This window comes from Microbacterium sp. MMO-113 (assembly GCF_037148555.1).
GTDB lineage: Bacteria > Actinomycetota > Actinomycetes > Actinomycetales > Microbacteriaceae > Microbacterium.
Genome location: NZ_JBBCTD010000004.1, coordinates 319,461 through 335,390 on the forward strand (window position 1 = coordinate 319,461; position 15,930 = coordinate 335,390).

At 70.7% G+C, this 15,930-nt stretch carries 17 protein-coding genes; 11 read left to right on the forward strand and 6 right to left on the reverse strand.

Features of this window, described 5'->3' with window-relative positions; translation table 11 throughout:
- Positions 1–2: 2 nt before the first annotated feature.
- Entirely contained in the window at positions 3–1,346 is a 1,344-nt protein-coding gene (locus tag WFJ36_RS15210) for an MFS transporter (protein ID WP_071329305.1), read from the reverse strand.
- Between the two features lie 218 nt (positions 1,347–1,564).
- On the opposite strand from WFJ36_RS15210, the gene WFJ36_RS15215 reads away from it, so the two are divergent.
- The 5 genes from WFJ36_RS15215 to WFJ36_RS15235 all read left to right on the forward strand — a co-directional run bounded on the left by WFJ36_RS15215 (position 1,565) and on the right by WFJ36_RS15235 (position 5,709).
- A complete protein-coding gene (locus WFJ36_RS15215) occupies positions 1,565–2,461 on the forward strand; it encodes an Lrp/AsnC family transcriptional regulator (RefSeq protein ID WP_071329306.1) in 897 nt (298 codons plus the stop codon).
- 93 nt (positions 2,462–2,554) lie between these two features.
- Positions 2,555–2,716, forward strand: coding sequence for a hypothetical protein (locus WFJ36_RS15220; protein WP_336643638.1), 162 nt, complete (start codon positions 2,555–2,557; stop codon positions 2,714–2,716).
- Between the two features lie 63 nt (positions 2,717–2,779).
- Positions 2,780–3,268, forward strand: a complete 489-nt coding sequence (locus tag WFJ36_RS15225) for a DUF3253 domain-containing protein (protein ID WP_336643639.1) — start codon at positions 2,780–2,782, stop codon at positions 3,266–3,268.
- A gap of 70 nt (positions 3,269–3,338) precedes the next feature.
- A complete protein-coding gene (locus WFJ36_RS15230; RefSeq protein ID WP_336643640.1) occupies positions 3,339–4,745 on the forward strand; it encodes an MFS transporter in 1,407 nt (468 codons plus the stop codon).
- A gap of 46 nt (positions 4,746–4,791) precedes the next feature.
- Positions 4,792–5,709: a cation diffusion facilitator family transporter gene (locus WFJ36_RS15235; RefSeq protein WP_336643641.1), complete on the forward strand. Its 918-nt coding sequence runs from the start codon at positions 4,792–4,794 to the stop codon at positions 5,707–5,709.
- Positions 5,710–5,715: 6 nt separating this feature from the next.
- Here WFJ36_RS15235 and WFJ36_RS15240 read toward each other — a convergent pair whose 3' ends face one another.
- On the reverse strand, positions 5,716–6,273 hold the full coding sequence (locus tag WFJ36_RS15240) for a MarR family winged helix-turn-helix transcriptional regulator (protein ID WP_240743066.1): 558 nt from the start codon (positions 6,271–6,273) through the stop codon (positions 5,716–5,718).
- A 126-nt stretch (positions 6,274–6,399) separates the two neighbouring features.
- On the opposite strand from WFJ36_RS15240, the gene WFJ36_RS15245 reads away from it, so the two are divergent.
- On the forward strand, positions 6,400–7,107 hold the full coding sequence (locus WFJ36_RS15245) for a MarR family winged helix-turn-helix transcriptional regulator (protein WP_336643642.1): 708 nt from the start codon (positions 6,400–6,402) through the stop codon (positions 7,105–7,107).
- Between the two features lie 587 nt (positions 7,108–7,694).
- Here the strand turns inward: WFJ36_RS15245 and WFJ36_RS15250 are convergent.
- Positions 7,695–8,342, reverse strand: a complete 648-nt coding sequence (locus WFJ36_RS15250; protein ID WP_336643643.1) for a TetR/AcrR family transcriptional regulator — start codon at positions 8,340–8,342, stop codon at positions 7,695–7,697.
- Positions 8,343–8,414: 72 nt separating this feature from the next.
- Here WFJ36_RS15250 and WFJ36_RS15255 point away from each other — a divergent pair, with 72 nt between their 5' ends.
- The gene (locus WFJ36_RS15255; RefSeq protein ID WP_336643644.1) at positions 8,415–9,416 is read left to right on the forward strand and encodes an alpha/beta fold hydrolase; all 1,002 of its coding nucleotides are present in this window, start codon (positions 8,415–8,417) and stop codon (positions 9,414–9,416) included.
- Here the strand turns inward: WFJ36_RS15255 and WFJ36_RS15260 are convergent.
- The 3 genes from WFJ36_RS15260 to WFJ36_RS15270 are packed head-to-tail and all read right to left on the reverse strand — an operon-like array spanning position 9,349 to position 11,286.
- A complete protein-coding gene (locus tag WFJ36_RS15260) occupies positions 9,349–9,822 on the reverse strand; it encodes a hypothetical protein (protein WP_336643645.1) in 474 nt (157 codons plus the stop codon). The two genes, WFJ36_RS15255 and WFJ36_RS15260, sit on opposite strands and share 68 nt — an antisense overlap.
- Before the next feature lies 1 nt (position 9,823).
- Positions 9,824–10,429 carry a dCTP deaminase gene (gene dcd, locus WFJ36_RS15265; RefSeq protein ID WP_025102697.1) on the reverse strand — a complete coding sequence of 202 codons (606 nt, stop codon included), beginning with the start codon at positions 10,427–10,429 and terminating at the stop codon, positions 9,824–9,826.
- 59 nt (positions 10,430–10,488) lie between these two features.
- The gene (locus WFJ36_RS15270) at positions 10,489–11,286 is read right to left on the reverse strand and encodes an IclR family transcriptional regulator (RefSeq protein WP_071329313.1); all 798 of its coding nucleotides are present in this window, start codon (positions 11,284–11,286) and stop codon (positions 10,489–10,491) included.
- 123 nt (positions 11,287–11,409) lie between these two features.
- Between WFJ36_RS15270 and WFJ36_RS15275 the strand changes: the two genes are divergently transcribed.
- The 4 genes from WFJ36_RS15275 to WFJ36_RS15290 are packed head-to-tail and all read left to right on the forward strand — an operon-like array spanning position 11,410 to position 15,869.
- On the forward strand, positions 11,410–12,756 hold the full coding sequence (locus tag WFJ36_RS15275; RefSeq protein ID WP_071329314.1) for an MFS transporter: 1,347 nt from the start codon (positions 11,410–11,412) through the stop codon (positions 12,754–12,756).
- Positions 12,757–12,783: 27 nt separating this feature from the next.
- Positions 12,784–13,821: a zinc-dependent alcohol dehydrogenase gene (locus tag WFJ36_RS15280; protein ID WP_071329315.1), complete on the forward strand. Its 1,038-nt coding sequence runs from the start codon at positions 12,784–12,786 to the stop codon at positions 13,819–13,821.
- Positions 13,818–14,996 carry an L-rhamnonate dehydratase gene (rhmD, locus tag WFJ36_RS15285; protein ID WP_071329316.1) on the forward strand — a complete coding sequence of 393 codons (1,179 nt, stop codon included), beginning with the start codon at positions 13,818–13,820 and terminating at the stop codon, positions 14,994–14,996. Before WFJ36_RS15280 ends, rhmD begins: the two co-directional genes overlap by 4 nt.
- Before the next feature lie 18 nt (positions 14,997–15,014).
- Entirely contained in the window at positions 15,015–15,869 is an 855-nt protein-coding gene (locus WFJ36_RS15290; RefSeq protein ID WP_292791059.1) for a fumarylacetoacetate hydrolase family protein, read from the forward strand.
- Positions 15,870–15,930: the final 61 nt, after the last annotated feature.

Here is a 15,930-nt window from a genome sequence, read left to right on the forward strand (position 1 = left end):
GGTCAGGGCAGGCGGTTCGCCGTGGTGTCGGTCCGGGCGGTGAACGACGCCGTGACCGGGGCCTCGTCGGAGTGCTGCGGCGCGAGACGCGTGCAGATCCCGGCGATGACGGCCATGCCCACGAACATCGCGATGACCGACCAGACGCTGCCGGTCCAGGCGATGAGCTGCGTCGCGAACCAGGGCGAGAAGCCGGCCCAGACGGCGGCGCCGACGCCGTACGACAGCGCGATGGAGGTGTAGCGGGCCTGCGGACGGAACATCTGGGCCAGGATCGCCGCGATCGGGGCGTAGGTCGCGCTCATCGCGATGCGCACGAGCGAGGCGAAGAGGAAGATCAGCGGCTCCACGCGGCCCGGCATCAGCAGCAGGAAGGGCGCGAAGGTCAGCACCGAGGTGATCAGGCCGATGTACATCACGTTCTTCCGGCCCCACTTGTCACCCAGCCAGGCGACCGGCAGCGTCACGACGAACTCCACGAAGGAGGCCAGGGTCATCGCGTCGAGGATGACCTGCTCGCTGATAGCGATGGGCTCGCCGGTCGCGTACGCGGTGGCGAAGGTGGTGGCCAGGTAGTAGCCGCCGGTGGAGATGGGCAGGATGCCGATGCCGAGGAGGATCGGCTTCCAGTTCACTCGGAGGGCGAAGGCGAGCGGCATGGACTGCTTGCGACCTTCGATCTTCTCCTCGAAGACCGGCGACTCCTCGACGCGATACCGGACCCACAGACCGACGCCGATCAGCACGATCGACAGCAGGAACGGGATGCGCCAGCCGCCGTCGATGATGAACGTGTCGCCGCCGCGGGCCATGATCGCGAAGATGCCGGAGGCGAGGAGGGCGCCGGCCGGGTTGCCGAGCTGGGTGAAGCCGCCGTAGAACGTCTTCGACTTCTCGGGAGCATGCTCGACGCTCATGAGCACCGCGCCGCCCCATTCGCCGCCGACCGCGAGGCCCTGGATGGCGCGGAGCAGGATGAGGAGGATCGGGGCGAGGATGCCGATGTTCTCGTAGGTCGGGAGGCAGCCGACGAGGACGGTCGCGGCCCCCATCAGCAGCAGCGTGATGACGAGCGAGACACGCCGGCCGAGCTTGTCGCCGATGTGGCCGAAGACGATGCCACCGAGGGGGCGGACGAGGAAGGCGACCGCGAACGTCGCGAAGGCCGCGGCGGTCTCGGCCAGACGGTCACCGCTCGGGAAGAACAGCGGGCCGAACACGAGGGCGGCGGCCGTGGCGTAGACGTAGAAGTCGTACCACTCGATGGTGGTGCCGACGAAGGCGGCGAAGCCGGCGCGGCGCGCGCGGCTGTGGACGCCGCTTCGGGGGGTGGGGGTAGTGGTCATGGACCCGCTCCTTCGCGGATGGTGTCGGATAGCGAAGGATGCTACGGACGTGAAGCATCACGGGCAAGGGCAGAACTCCAGCGATACGCAGCATTCACTGGATTTATGTCGTTCCTGCCGCGCACTCCGGGCCTTCCGCTCGGTCGAACAGCGCTCTACGCTGAGATTTTGCGGGTGCGGGCGTGCATCGCGGGGAAATCGACGGAATCGGGTGCGACATGGACTTCGATGCGGAACTCATCCGGGCACTGCAGGAGGACGGCCGCGCCAGCATCCGCTCCCTCGCCGAGCGCGTCGGCCAGTCCCGGGCCGTCGTGGCGGCTCGTCTGCGCACCCTGCTCGCCGACCGCACGGTGCGGGTGGTCGCGGCCGTCGACCCCGTGTTCCTCGGCCAGCACGTGCTCGCCCACGTGTCGATCCGGACCGACGGCGCCGTCGAGGTGGTCGCGGAGCGCCTGCGCGACATGTCCGAGACCGTGCTGGTGTCGGCGGTCGGCGGCGCCCACGACATCGTGACGGAGGTGCGGGTGGGGTCGATGTCGGAGCTCCACGATCTGCTCGCGCGCATTCGCGGGAGCGCCGGCGTGCTCGACATCAACACGATCATCTACTCGACCGTGATCAAGGGCTTCTTCGTCTCGGAGTATCACGGGGGCGTGACCCTCGACGGCATCGACGAGGCCCTCATCGAGCACCTGCAATCCGACGGGCGGATGAGCTTCCGTGCCCTCGGCGAGCAGGTGCGGCTCTCCCCCAGCGCGGTCGCCACCCGGGTGCAGCGGCTCATCGATGCCGGTGTCATCAAGATCAGCGCCGTGGAGGCTCGAGGGCTCGCGCACCGGCAGCTCTCCATGGGCGTGGGCATGACCCTCGGAGACGACGACGAGGCCGTGATCGACGAGTTGCGGCGCGGGCGCGGAGTCGACTTCGCGGCGCGGACCCTCGGGCGGTTCGACGCCGTCGCGACCCTCGTGGAGCCCTCCGCCGGAGCCCTGTACGCGAGTCTCGAGCGGCTGCGCGCGCTCCCCGGAGTGACCCGGATCGAGGCGTGGCTGCATCTCGCGGTGCTCAAGGAGGACTACGCCCGCACCCTCCGCCCCCTCCGCACCGACTGACCCCCCTCCCGTCCGGCCCGTCCCGGGATCAAAACTGCGCCTCTTTCACCCATCCCCGGCACGTTTCTGCACTCGCACCGGGAGGGGTTCTCGGTGCGAGATGCAAAAGTGGCCTCGGAAGCCGCGTGGAGGAGCGTTTTCGATCCCGCGCCCGGCCGCGGCCGTCGGATCACGGCGGGCGAGTGGAACGAGCCGGAGTCGCTCGCGGTGCCGGACTGGACGGGGCTCGTCGACGCCGACCTCCTCTACCGCTGACCGGCAGCCGCGCGGACGTCAAGGGGATGGCAGCACGCGCGGCCGGCGCGCAGGATGGCCGGTATGACGGACGACGGCCCCTCACCCACCGCGGACGGACACCACATCGTCGTGAACGGCCGTCGGTGGCGCGCCACCGATCCGTCGATCCCCGAGAACCTGCGGCAGGAGCTCGTCGACGAGCTCATGGCCGCACGGCGCGCGGTCAAGGCGGCCGAGCCCGACGCCCGCCGTCGCGTGCAGGATGCGAAGACCGCCCTCGGCGAGCGGGGTGCCCCGTGGTGGGAGGAGCCCTCCGCGGCGCAGGCCGAAGAGCGGATCGCCGCGACGATGCGTGCCCTCACCCGGAAACGCGCGGACTCGTCGATCTGCCCGAGCGATGTCGCCCGCGCTATCGGCGGCGAGGAGTGGCGCGACCGGATGCCCGACGTGCGCCGTGTCGCGGCCGACCTGGCCTCCCGCGAGGTGGTCGTGGTCACACAGAAGGGCGAGCGGGTGAGCATCGCCGACGCCCGGGGCCCCGTCCGGATCCGCCGCGGCCCCGCCCTCTGAACGCCCCGGTCGCCCGACGCCGACGGCGCGCCGTCACCGGGCGTTCACCGTCCGCGGCCAGACTTCGACCATGACCTCACCCGATCCCGCGGCGGGCACCCCCGAGCCCGTGGCGACAGCGAACAGCGGCGCCGTGGCCGTCGTCGGCCTCGATCTGCGCGGAGACACCCCCGCGCCTCGGAAGCAGGTGTACTCCTGGGCGCTGTGGGATTGGGCGACGCAGCCGTTCAACACCGTCATCCTCACGTTCGTCTTCACCGCGCTGTACCTCGTCAGCGCCTCGTTCCTGCCGCCGGAGATCGCCGCCCTCGACCCGAGCGACCCGGTCCGCGTCGCCGCGGAGGCCGACCTCGCCTCCGGTCTCGGACTGGGTTCGACGATCGCCGCCCTCGGCATCCTCACGCTCGCCCCCGTCCTCGGTCAGCGCGCGGACGCCGCCGGACGGCAGAAGCTCTGGCTGGGCATCGGCACCGGCGCTCTCATCCTCTGCATGCTGGGACTGTGGTTCGTCGAGCCGCAGCCGGCCCTGTTCTGGCTCGGCGTCGCGCTGATCTCCGCCGGTTCCGTGTTCGGCGAGATCGCCGCGGTGAACTCCAACGCCATGCTCATCGGCATCGCGAACCCGAAGAACGTCGGCCGCATCTCCGGACTCGGCTGGGGCTTCGGCTACCTCGGCGGCATCATCGCCCTCGTCATCGTCGTCCTGCTCGACACCTTCGACTGGTTCGGCATGTCCACCGACAACGGCCTCGCGTACCGGCTCATCGCCGTGGGGTGCGCGGTCTGGGCGATCGTCTTCAGCATCCCGATCTTCCTCAACGTGCCGGAGCCGTCGCTCGGGCGGCCGGAGCGCAAGGTGGGATTCTTCCGCTCCTACGTCCTCCTCGTGCAGGACGTGATCGGTCTCTACCGCGACCCGCAGACCCGGTCGACGTTCTGGTACCTGCTCGCCAGCGCCGTATTCCGCGACGGCCTCGGCGGGGTCTTCGCGTTCGGCGCCATCATCGGCACCGCCGTGTTCCGGTTCGGCACCCAGGACATCATCGTCTTCGGCATCGCCGCGAACCTCGTCGCCGGCGTCTCGACCATCATCGCGGGACGCCTCGACGACCGCCTCGGCCCCAAGCGGATCATCCTCGGGTCGATCGGATCGATGATCGTCGCAGGCCTCGCCGTGTTCCTGCTCCGCGACGCCGGGTCCCTCGTGTTCTGGATCGGCGGCCTCGTGCTCTGCGCCTTCGTCGGCCCGGCGCAGGCGGCGGCGCGCTCCTTCCTCGCCCGCGTCACCCCGGCCGGCCGGGAAGGCGAGATCTTCGGTCTCTACGCCACGACGGGAAGGGCCGCGAGCTGGATGGCCTCGGCCGCCTGGACCGTGCTCATCGTCGCGACGAGCCAGACCGCCTACGGGATCCTCGGCATCGTCATCGTGCTCATCCTCGGGTTCCTCCTCCTGCTCCCGGTGAAGGCGCCGCGCTGAGCCCGCTCCGGGCGTCGGACGGGTCGGGCGGGAGTAGCCTGACCCGGTGACCGTCGTCCTCGCCTTCCTCGCCAACATCCTCGTCGCGATCGCGAAGACGGTCGCCGCCGTCATCACCTCGTCCGCGTCGATGGTGGCCGAGGCCGCGCACTCCTGGGCGGACGCGGGGAACGAGATCTTCCTGCTCATCGCCGACCGGCGCGGCGCGAAGACCAAGGACGCCCGGCATCCGCTCGGCTACGGCCGCAACGCGTTCGTCTGGTCCCTCATCGCGGCGTTCGGCATCTTCACCGCCGGCTCGATCGTGTCGATCATGCACGGCATCCAGGAGCTGTCCGACACCGGGCCCGTGGAGAGCCCGGTCGTGGCGTACATCGTGCTCGGGATCGCCTTCGTGCTGGAGGGGGCGTCGTTCACGCAGGCGATGGTCCGCTCCCGTCGGCTGGCCCAGGAGCGCGGATCCTCCACGTGGGACTTCGTGCTGGAGACGAGCGACACCACGCTCCGGGCGGTGTTCTTCGAGGACTCCGCCGCCCTCATCGGCCTCGTGCTGGCGGGCGGATCGATCCTCCTGCATCAGCTCACCGGTGTCGCCGCGTGGGATGCGATCGGGTCGATCCTCGTCGGGATCCTGCTGGGAGTCGTCGCCGTGATCCTGATCGGACGGAACATCGCGTTCCTCGTCGGCACGTCGGTGTCGCCCGCACTGCGCTCGCGGGTGGGCACGGCCCTCCTCGGCATGGACGACATCGAGCGGGTCACCTACCTGCACATCGAGTACGTGGGGCCGAACCGGCTATTCCTCGTCGCCGAGATCGACCTCGCGGGCGATGCGCGCGAGCACGACGTGGCCCGGCGACTGCGGGAGGTGGAGCGGCGGATCGAGGCGCACGACGCGGTGGAGACCGTCGTGCTGTCCCTCTCGGTGGACGACGAGCCCTCGCTGGACTTCGCCCGCGCGTGAGGCCGGTCAGGCGCGCCAGTTGTCGGCGAGCTTGGTGAGCAGCCGCGCGAGCTCCGTGCGCTCCTCCGGCGTGAAGGACTCGAGCGCGCGGCCGAGCAGCTCGCGGCGTTCGCCCCGCATCCCGCGGGCCAGTCGCCGACCCTCGTCGGTCAGCGCGATGCGGGTGCGGCGGGCGTCGTCCGGGTCGGCCTCGCGGCGCACGAAACCGGCCTGCACTCCCTGCTGCACGAGCCGGGACGCCCGCGGCTGATCCACGCCGATCGCCTGCCCGAGCGCACTCACGCTGAGGGGCTCCGGCGCGGCGGCGAGGGCTTCGAGCATGCGGAGACGGGCCGGTCCGCCGAGGCGGCCGCCGTCGGCCATCCACGGCGGCATCCCCGGGTGGCCGCGGTGATGGGCGAAGTGCTCGCGCGGGTCGCCATGGGGCCCGTGCCCGTGCGCACCGCGTGGCCCGCCGTGCTCGCGACCCCCGGGCCCGGGTCGGCGTCCGCGCAGTCGGGAGAGCGCCTGCGCGATCGCTTCGGCGGCGTCGGGGGACGCGGGGTCGATCGGATCGGTGGCCATGCCCCGATTTTACATGCAGCTTGACATGCGTCTCTGTTCCATGTCACACTGCATGTACATGCACAGTGACATCGATATGTCGGATGACATCCGTCGTCGGTGCACCACAGACCACGAAGGATCACCATGAACACCACTGCAGACAGCACTTCTGACAACACCTCCCGCCCGTTCGGTTTCTGGCTCAAGGCCGTCGACCGCCTGATGGCACAGGACTTCGCCACCGCTTTCGCCGCGGAGGGCGCGACCCGCCGCGACTGGCGGCTGCTGAACGTCGTCGACGGCTCGGTACCCGCGCGCCGCCCGTTGACCCCGCACAAGCTGCACGACCTCATCGACCGCGGCTGGGTCGAGGCGGACGGCGACGAATGGGCGCTGACCGACGAGGGCCGCGCGGCGAAGGAGCGTCTCGGCGCCGCCGTCGACGGCCTCCGCGCGAAGGTCGCCGGCGCGGTCTCCGACGAGGAGATGGCGACGACCCTCGCGGCGCTCGAGAAGATCGCCCGCGCCTTCGGCTGGGACGAGGAGACGCCTCTCCCTCGGAAGCAGCGCCCCAGGTTCGACTTCGGTCCGCGGCGTGGCTTCGGCCCCCGGCGCGGGCACGGGCGCGGGCGCGGCTTCGCTCCCGGGGAGGGCTTCGAGCGCCGGCATGGCTTCGACCGTCCCGACTGCCACGAGAACCGCGGGCACCGCGGGCGCGGTCACCACGACGGTCACGACCACCGAGACCACGGTCACGCACACCGCGGCCATGGCCACCGCGCGCAGCGGATGGCGGAGCGCGCATTCGAGCGTGGCTTCGACGCCGGATTCCGCCACGGCCACGCCGCCTGACCTCACCTCCTCGAAGCGCCCCACCGGAACCCCGGCTGGGGCGCTTCCGTGCACCGGGACGCCCCTCCGGGATCACTTCCGCACCTCCCGAGCGCACTCGAGGCACGTCTTCAATCCCCCACCCGCGCCCCAGCCCGACCCGAGCCGAGCCGAGGACGGAGGCGAAGCGCCCTGAGCCGAGACGGGATCAGAGTCGCGCCTCCCAAGCCGTTCCGGAGCACGTTCTCGATCCCCCACCGCGGCGACGCGAGCACCTACTCTGCGAAGGAGATCAGAATCGCCCCTCCCGAGCGCGTCAGCGGCGCGTTCTCGATCCCTCACGGGATGCAGGCAGTCGGCGCGGAAGGGCGAGGAACGAGGCGCCCCGGTGGAAGCGCAAGGGCCCGAGGTGACACGTAGAGGGAAGGCACGTGCGCGGACCACGAACGGCCCTTCGGTCGCTCCTCGCGGGCCACTTCTCATCCCGCACGCGAAGGGGGCAGGGCCCGACCGTGGGGCGGGATCAGAAACGGGCCTTCGAAGCGGGATTGCGGTGCGTTTCTGAGCCCGCAGGGGGAAGTGGCGCGGGGCCCGGACGCGGGATGGGGCTAGAGATCGAGGAGGGCGACCGCGGTGTCGGGAGCGCCCGCGTCACGGAGACGTGCGCGCATCGCGGCCGCCGCGAGCGCATACGGCCTGTCGCTCCGCAGGAGGAGCGACCGCGCGTTGGCCTGCTCATTGAGGGCGACGAGCTCGAACGCCAACACCTCGACGTCGGCCGCGTCGACCTCCCCCTCCGCGGCCGCGAACCGCAGCTGGGCCTCGATGTATCGGTACCAGTCGACGAGGGCCGCCCGCACAGCATCGCTCACGGGACCGGGCTTGGAGTCGACGTCCGCCGCGGTCGCCGCGAAGAAGCAGCCGCCCGTGAAGACGCGGTCCCGTGAGTAGACCAAGGCGTTGTGGAGGAGCGCGGCCAGGCGGTGCGCTCCCCTCGGCTGGGCGCGGGCGGGCTCGATGATCCGCTCGACGAAGATGTCCCGAGCGGCGGCGACCGTCGCGAGCTGCAGGCCCTCCTTGCTCTGGAACAGCGTCGCGATGCTGCTCTTGCTCGACCCCGAGGCGGTCGCGAGGCGTCCGATCGTCACGCCGTCCAGACCCTCGACGGAGGCGAGGTCGGTCGCACTCTCCAGCACGATGCGGCGGGAGGCGTCGCCACGCGCCCGCCGGCCATCCTGCATCACCGCGTCTGCCATGCCCCTAGTATACGAACGACCGTTCGCCTAGTATACGGATGATCGTTCGTATAGTTCGGTGAAGGAGCCTCCATGCCGTCCGCGTCCACTCTCCTCGTCCGCACCCTCCCGGCTGTGGGGCGCCTCTCCCCCCGCCTCGCCGGCGATCTCGCCTACCGGATGTTCTTCTCCACCCGCCCACGCATGGCCGTGCGCGCCGCCGACGCCGCCGCCCACGACGACGCCCGCCGCGGGAGGCTCCTCGTGCGCGGTATCCCCGTCACCACCTACACGTGGGGCACGGGTCCGCGTACCGTGCTGCTCCTGCACGGCTGGCGGGGCCGCGCCTCGCAGTTCTCCCCGCTCGTACGGGAACTCGTCGCCGAGGGGTTCCGGGTCGTCGCCTTCGATGCCCCAGCGCATGGCTCCTCCGGCGGGCGGCACACCGATATCCGCGACTGGGTCGACGCCGCGGAGCAGCTGGACCGCACCCACGGCCCCTTCTCCGCCCTCATCGGCCACTCCTTCGGCGGGCTCGCGGCGCTGACCGTCGCCCGGTCGTCCGGCTCGGTCCCCGCCGTCGCCATCGTCGCCGGGGCCGCAGCGCCCGAGGCCTTCCTCGCCCAGTTCGTCCGTGACCTCCGGCTCGACGCCGCCACCGCGGACCGACTCCGCACCCGCTTCCACCGCCGCCTCCGGCTCGATCCCGCAACCGCCGTCGAACGGTACGACGCGGCCGCCCATCCACTCCCCGCCGACACCGCACTGCTCGTCGTGCACGACCGGGGCGACCGCCGGATGCCCGACCACGACGCGCTCCGGCTGCACGCCGCCCACACCGGCCGCTCCCGTCTCGTCCGTACGGTGGGTCTCGGTCACACGAGAATGCTGTCGGCCGATCCGACCCTCGATGCCGTGGTCGCCCTCGTGACTGGCGGGCTCGACGCCGTCGATGCGCTCGGCACCGCGACGGGACGAGCCGCCACCGACGCTGCACCGGCCGACCCGTCCGCGGCCCTTCGGAGCCCTACACCCGGGTCGGCAGGAAGCCCGCGCCCGGGTCGGGAGCCGCGAACGGCAGCCCGACAGTGGTGATCAGCACGACCAGCGTCACCACGGCCGCTGCGAACAGGAGGAAGAGCACGACGAAGACGACGACCGCGAGCACCCGGTAGCTGCCGGTGTCGGCGACCTCCGGCGCGATCGATCGCTGCGCCCAGTCGTCCGCCGCTGCCGCGGGCTGCTCGCCCTGGAGGATCGCGGGCGTCGGACGGGACCGCTCCGAGCGTCGGGTCGGTGCCGGAAGGGCATCGCCCGCGGCTTCGGGAGCGGCCAGCAGCCCCTCCGGGATCGGCGTCTCCGGTGGCGGAGGCGGGATCACGGCGTCGGCCGGCGGGATCACCGCGTCGGCGTGAGCGATCTCCAGCCCCGAGTCATCCGGCAGCGCCGCCCCCTCGGGCACCGCGGACTCGTCGGAACCCGTCCCGCTCGCGTCGCTCATGTCAGCCTCCGACGGCCCCGATGTCAGTCACACCCACGTCGGTGCGGTGGAAGTTCTGGAACGACCGGGACGCCGTCGGACCCCGCTGACCCTGGTAGCGGTTGCCGTAGGGACCGGAGCCGTACGGGTTCTCCGCCGGCGAGGTGAGCCGGAAGAAGCAGAGCTGGCCGATCTTCATGCCGGGCCACAGCTTGATCGGCAGCGTCGCCACGTTCGCGAGCTCCAGCGTCACATGCCCGGAGAAGCCCGGGTCGATGAAGCCGGCGGTCGAGTGGGTGATGAGCCCGAGGCGACCGAGCGACGACTTCCCCTCCAGCCGCGCGGCGATGTCGTCCGGCAGGGTGACCTGCTCGAACGTGGCCCCCAGCGCGAACTCGCCGGGGTGGAGAATGAAGGGCTCGTCCGGGTCGACCTCGATCAGCCGCGTCAGCTCGGGCTGGTCGACGGAGGGATCGATGAACGGGTACTTGTGATTGTCGAAGAGACGGAAGTAGCGGTCCAGCCGCACGTCGATGCTCGACGGCTGGATCATCTCCGGCGCATGCGGTTCCAGGCCGACGCGGCCGGAGGCGAGTTCTGCTCTGATGTCGCGATCGCTGAGAAGCACGGCACAAGCCTAGTCATGCGGTCGCGCCGTCGACGCGGCATCTCCGGCCCGTCGCGCCCTCAGGGGAGCGCGGGTCCGGTGCCGGGGAGGCTCATCGCGCGCCGCAGCCGGAGCACCGTGCGTCGGAGGGGTTCGACCACGGAGTGCGGCCAGCGCTCGTCCGTGCGACTCGTGGGCATCGTCACGCTCAGCGCCGCCGCCACACCGGTCTCCTCCGGCCAGGTGATGGGCATGGCCACGCACCGGCAGCCGTCGATGAACTCCTCGTCGTCGACGTGGAAGCCGATGTCGCGCCCCTTCGCGATCACGGTGAGGATCTCGTCGGGATCGGTGATGGTCCGGCTCGTGAGGCGCGGCATGGCCACCTGGCGCAGGCGTCGCGAGATGTCGGCGTCGTCGAGGGTGCTCAGCAGGGCCTTGCCGATTCCGGTCGCATGGGCGTGCAGTCGCATCCCCACATTGGAGGCGAGGCGCATCGGGTTGGGCGAGGGGCTGATCGCGATATAGACGTTCTCGACGCCGTCCAGCCGCGCCATCTGCACCGTCTCGCCGATCTCCTCGGTGAGCGCCGCCATGAGCGCGGGCCCGGATTCGAGCAGGAGACGGTGCCCGTCGTAACGCTGGCCGATCTGCCAGGCCTTGAGTCCGAGGGAGTAACGCTTGCTGGTCGCGTCGTGGTCGACCCAACCGGCCGCCTGGAGGGTGCGCAGCAGTCCGTGGGCGCTGGACCGCGGCAGGCCGAGGTCGTCGAGGAGCTCGGGGAAGGTCTGCGATCCGGTCGCGGCGAGGTGCTCGATGATCTCGAGGGCGCGCCCGGCGGACTTCACCGCCCCCACCGCCTGATCGGTGTCCGTCATGGGTCCCCCTGCGTGAATTGTGCGCGGCACGAACGTGTGTCACACTATCGCGCGTTCAGGTCTGAGACATCCGATTCACATACGTGAACGCACTGGATACCCCTCGTCAATGGAGATGCCCCGATGTCCACTCAGTCCTCCACGCGGCCGGAACTTGCCGCGATCGTCCGTAAGGTCACGCTCCGGCTGATCCCGATCCTGCTCCTCATGTACATCCTCGCGTTCCTCGACCGCGCCAACCTCGGCTTCGCGAAGGCCGCCTGGCAGGCGGACACCGGCATCTCGGATGCCGCCTACGCGCTCGGCGCCGGCATCTTCTTCCTCGGCTACGCCGTCTTCGAGGTGCCGTCGAACCTCATCATGCGCCGGGTGGGGGCGAAGATCTGGCTTGCCCGCATCATGGTCTCGTGGGGCATCGTGTCGGCGCTCATGATGTTCGCGACGAACGAGTGGGTCTTCTACGTCCTCCGCGTCCTCCTCGGAATCACGGAGGCCGGGTTCTTCCCCGGCGTCATCCTCTTCCTCACGTACTGGATCCCGCTGAAGTTCCGCGCGCGGGTCAACGGCCTCTTCTATTTCGGCGCCCCGCTCGCCTTCATCTTCGGCGGCCCGCTCTCGGGCATGCTGCTCGACCTCGACGGTAAGGTCGGCATCCACGGCTGGCAGCTGATGTTCCTCGCCACCGGCATCCTCACCGTGCTCATCGGCATCGTCGCGTTCTTCTACCTCGACAACGGCCCGAAGGACGCGAAGTGGCTGACCGACGCGGAGCGCACGACCCTCGTGGCCGCCCTCGACGACGAGGACAGCGCCAAGGAGAACCACTCCCCCCGCGGAGCCCTGCGCGCGCTCGGCAACCCGGTCGTGCTCTACTTCGCCGCGATCTACCTGACGATCCAGATGAGCGTCTACGGCGTCACCTTCTATCTCCCCACGCAGGTCGCGACGATCGTCGGCAAGCCGGTCGGCCTCGAGGTCGGCCTCCTCACCGCCGTGCCGTGGACGTTCGCGCTCCTCGTCACCTTCGTCCTGTCGCGCCTCGCCGACAGCACCGGGCAGCGTCGCCTCATCGCGACGTGTGCGCTGGCCGCCGCCGGCGCGGGCATCATCGTGTCGGCGATCGTGCAGGAGCCGGTGATCGCCCTCGCGGCCCTGAGCGTCGGCGCGGCCGGCTTCATCTCCGTGCAGCCGGTGTTCTGGACCCTTCCCACGTCGTTCCTGCTCGGCGCGGCCGCCGCAAGCGGCATCGCCCTCATCAACTCCCTCGGCAGCCTCGGCGGATTCCTCGCCCCGGTGCTCAAGAACTGGGCGGACGCGACATTCGGCGACAGCGCCGGACTCATCGCCCTCGCCGTCATCGCTCTGCTCGGGGCCGTCCTCATCGCCCTCAGCCGCGTCGTGAGCCCCGCGGTCCGCGAGACCGACGGCGTGGGCCTCGACACGACGAAGACCCCCGCCCGCCAGCGCTGACCGCGGTCGGCAGAACAGGAGACACGCATGCGCGAGCTCGTCCTCACCGAGATCGGACGCCTCGACGTCCGTGAGGCCCCGATCCCCCGCCCCGGACCCGACGAGGTGCTCATCCGGGTCGCCGCGACCGGGATCTGCGGTTCCGACGTCCACGGCTATACCGGCGAGAACGGCCGGCGATTCCCCGGGCAGGTGATGGGCCACGAGTCGAGCGGAGTGATCGCCGCCGTCGGCGACGACGTCGACGGGTTCGCCGAGGGCACTCCCGTGACCTTCAACCCCGTCGTCGTGCCCGCGGAGGACGCGGCAGCCTTCGCGGGTCGCGAGCAGCACCACGCGGGCAAGCACGTCATCGGGGTGGCGAAGGAGATCCCGGCCGCGTTCGCCGACTACGTCGTCATACCGGCCCGGAATGTGGTGCCGCTGCCCGCGGACCTGCCGATCGAGCTCGGCGCACTGATCGAGCCCCTCGCCGTCGCAGTGCATGCCGTGCGGCGACTGCCCGCCGACCGCCTCGGCCGGGTGCTCGTGATCGGCGGCGGACCGATCGGCCAGTCCGTCGTGATCGCACTGCGGGACGCGGGAGCCGGCTCGATCATCGTGAGCGAGATGGACGCCGCCCGGCGCGAGCTCGTGGAGCGGCTCGGCGCGGAGACCATCGACCCGGCCGCCGGCCCGGTGGCCGGACAGCTCGCCGAGCGCGGCGGCCTCGCGGATGCGGCGGTCGACGCCGTCGGCCTCACCCCCACCGTCCGCGACGCGCTGCGCAGCACCACCCTCGGCGCCCCGATCTGCCTGGTCGGCATGGGCGCTCCGCAGGTGACGCTCGACGCCTTCCTCGTGAGCACAGAGGAGCGGTCGCTCATCGGCAGCTTCACGTACGGCTCCGACGACTTCACCGACGCCGCCGCGATCATCGGCGCGGAGCCGGATGTCTACCGGGCGCTCATCAGCCGCGAGATCGACGTCGCCGACGCGGATTCCGCCTTCTCCGCCCTCGCGGCGGGAGACGGCACCCCGGGCAAGGTCCTTGTCCGATTCGACCGAGAGGAACAGGAACGATGACCGGCACTCCCACCATCCGCGAGGTCCGCGCGTACACCGTGCGCGGCGGCGGGGCCGACTATCACGACCAGGGCGCCGACCACTGGATCGACGACCACATCGCCACCCCGATGAGCGTCTACCCGGAGTTCCGGCAGTCACGGCAGAGCTTCGGGCTCAACGTGCTGGGCACGCTCGTCGTCGAGATCGAGGCCAGCGACGGGACGGTCGGCTTCTCGGTCACGACGGCGGGCGAGATCGGCGCGTTCATCGTCGAGAAGCACCTGGCGCGGTTCCTCGAAGGCCGGAAGATCACCGACATCGAGCGCATCTGGGATCAGATGTACAAGTCGACCCTCTACTACGGCCGCCGCGGCGTCGTCCTCAACGCGATCAGCGGCGTCGACCTCGCCCTCTACGACCTGCTCGGTCGCGTGCGGCAGGTGCCGGTGTTCGAGCTCCTCGGCGGGCCGGTGCGCGACGAGCTGCAGTTCTACGCCACCGGGGCACGCCCCGACCGCGCGAAGGAGCTCGGTTTCATCGGCGGGAAGATGCCGCTGCACCACGGACCCGCCGAAGGCGAAGAGGGGCTGCGCAAGAACATCGCCCTCCTCGCGGACATGCGCGAGAAGGTCGGCGACGACTTCTGGCTCATGTACGACTGCTGGATGTCGCTCGACGTCGAGTACGCGACTCGTCTCGCGCACGCCGCCGCCGACTACGGCCTCAAGTGGATCGAGGAAGCGCTCATCCCCGACGACTACTGGGGCTATGCGGAGCTACGCAAGCGCGCCCCCTCCTCGATGCTCATCACGACCGGCGAGCACGAGGCCACCCGGTGGGGTTTCCGGCAGCTGCTGGAGACCGGGGTGGACCTGATCCAGCCCGATGTGGGCTGGTGCGGCGGCATCACCGAGCTGCTGAAGATCTCAGCCCTGGCCGATGCCCACGGCACGATGGTCGTTCCCCACGGGTCGTCCGTGTACTCGTACCACTTCGTCGTCACGCGCACGAACAGCCCGTTCGCGGAGTTCCTCATGATGCACCCGACCGCAGAGGAGATCGTGCCGATGTTCTCGCCGATGCTGGTCGGTGAGCCCGTGCCGGTGAACGGCCGCCTCCGCGTGCCGGAGACCCCCGGGTTCGGCGTCGAGCTCTCCGACGCGATCGAGAAGCACCGCCCGTACACCCACTGACCCCGGAGACACGACCCCATGGAATTCCTTCGCCTCGGCGCGCCCGGCGCCGAACGCCCCGCGGTGCGCCACGACGACCGCACCTACGACCTGACCGGCCTCACCGCCGACATCGACGGCGCGTTCCTCGCGCGTGACGGCATCGCTCGCACGCGCGAGGCCCTCGCGGCCGGGTCGCTGCCGCTGCTCGACGGCGCCGAGGCGCTGCGGGTCGGGGCCCCCATCGCCCGGCCGATGGCCGTGCTGTGCATCGGACAGAACTACGCCGCCCACGCGGCCGAATCCGGTGACGCCCCGCCGTCCGTGCCGATCCTGTTCCACAAGCACCCGAACACCATCGTCGGGCCCTTCGACGACGTGTTCATCCCCCCGCGCGCCGAGAAGGTGGACTGGGAGGTGGAGCTCGGGGTCGTGATCGGCAGCTGCGCGCGCTACCTCGCCAGCCCGGAAGAGGCGCTGGCGCACGTCGCCGGGTACGTCGTGTCGCATGATGTGTCGGAGCGGGCGTACCAGGTCGAGCACTCCGGTGGACAGTGGTCGAAGGGCAAGAACGCCGAGACGTTCAACCCCCTCGGTCCGGCGCTCATCCCGGCCGACGAGGTCGACCCGCAGGCTCTGCACCTCTGGTCCCGGGTCAACGGCGAGCCGCGGCAGGACTCGAACACGGCCGACATGATCTTCACCGTCGCGCAGATCGTTCACCACCTGTCGCAGTACCTGGTGCTCGAGCCCGGAGACCTCATCAACACCGGCACCCCGCAGGGCGTCGCGCTCTCCGGTCGCTTCCCCTACCTGCGGGCGGGCGACGTCGTGGAGCTCGGCATCGAGGGGCTCGGCACCCAGCGCCAGCGCCTCGTCGACGCGCGCCCCTGAGGCACGCTTTGGTCAACGCCCGGGAGACAGGTAGGCTTGCTCCACCTGCTCTCGGGCGGGT

Bases quoted from the DNA above. Each gene is read 5' to 3' on its own strand.
- WFJ36_RS15210 (WP_071329305.1), bottom strand. From the start codon at position 1,346: ATGACCACTACCCCCACCCCCCGAAGCGGCGTCCACAGCCGCGCGCGC.
- WFJ36_RS15215 (WP_071329306.1), top strand. From the start codon at position 1,565: ATGGACTTCGATGCGGAACTCATCCGGGCACTGCAGGAGGACGGCCGC.
- WFJ36_RS15225 (WP_336643639.1), top strand. From the start codon at position 2,780: ATGACGGACGACGGCCCCTCACCCACCGCGGACGGACACCACATCGTC.
- WFJ36_RS15230 (WP_336643640.1), top strand. From the start codon at position 3,339: ATGACCTCACCCGATCCCGCGGCGGGCACCCCCGAGCCCGTGGCGACA.
- WFJ36_RS15240 (WP_240743066.1), bottom strand. From the start codon at position 6,273: ATGGCCACCGATCCGATCGACCCCGCGTCCCCCGACGCCGCCGAAGCG.
- WFJ36_RS15245 (WP_336643642.1), top strand. From the start codon at position 6,400: ATGAACACCACTGCAGACAGCACTTCTGACAACACCTCCCGCCCGTTC.
- WFJ36_RS15250 (WP_336643643.1), bottom strand. From the start codon at position 8,342: ATGGCAGACGCGGTGATGCAGGATGGCCGGCGGGCGCGTGGCGACGCC.
- WFJ36_RS15255 (WP_336643644.1), top strand. From the start codon at position 8,415: ATGCCGTCCGCGTCCACTCTCCTCGTCCGCACCCTCCCGGCTGTGGGG.
- WFJ36_RS15260 (WP_336643645.1), bottom strand. From the start codon at position 9,822: ATGAGCGACGCGAGCGGGACGGGTTCCGACGAGTCCGCGGTGCCCGAG.
- WFJ36_RS15270 (WP_071329313.1), bottom strand. From the start codon at position 11,286: ATGACGGACACCGATCAGGCGGTGGGGGCGGTGAAGTCCGCCGGGCGC.
- WFJ36_RS15275 (WP_071329314.1), top strand. From the start codon at position 11,410: ATGTCCACTCAGTCCTCCACGCGGCCGGAACTTGCCGCGATCGTCCGT.
- WFJ36_RS15280 (WP_071329315.1), top strand. From the start codon at position 12,784: ATGCGCGAGCTCGTCCTCACCGAGATCGGACGCCTCGACGTCCGTGAG.
- rhmD (WP_071329316.1), top strand. From the start codon at position 13,818: ATGACCGGCACTCCCACCATCCGCGAGGTCCGCGCGTACACCGTGCGC.
- WFJ36_RS15290 (WP_292791059.1), top strand. From the start codon at position 15,015: ATGGAATTCCTTCGCCTCGGCGCGCCCGGCGCCGAACGCCCCGCGGTG.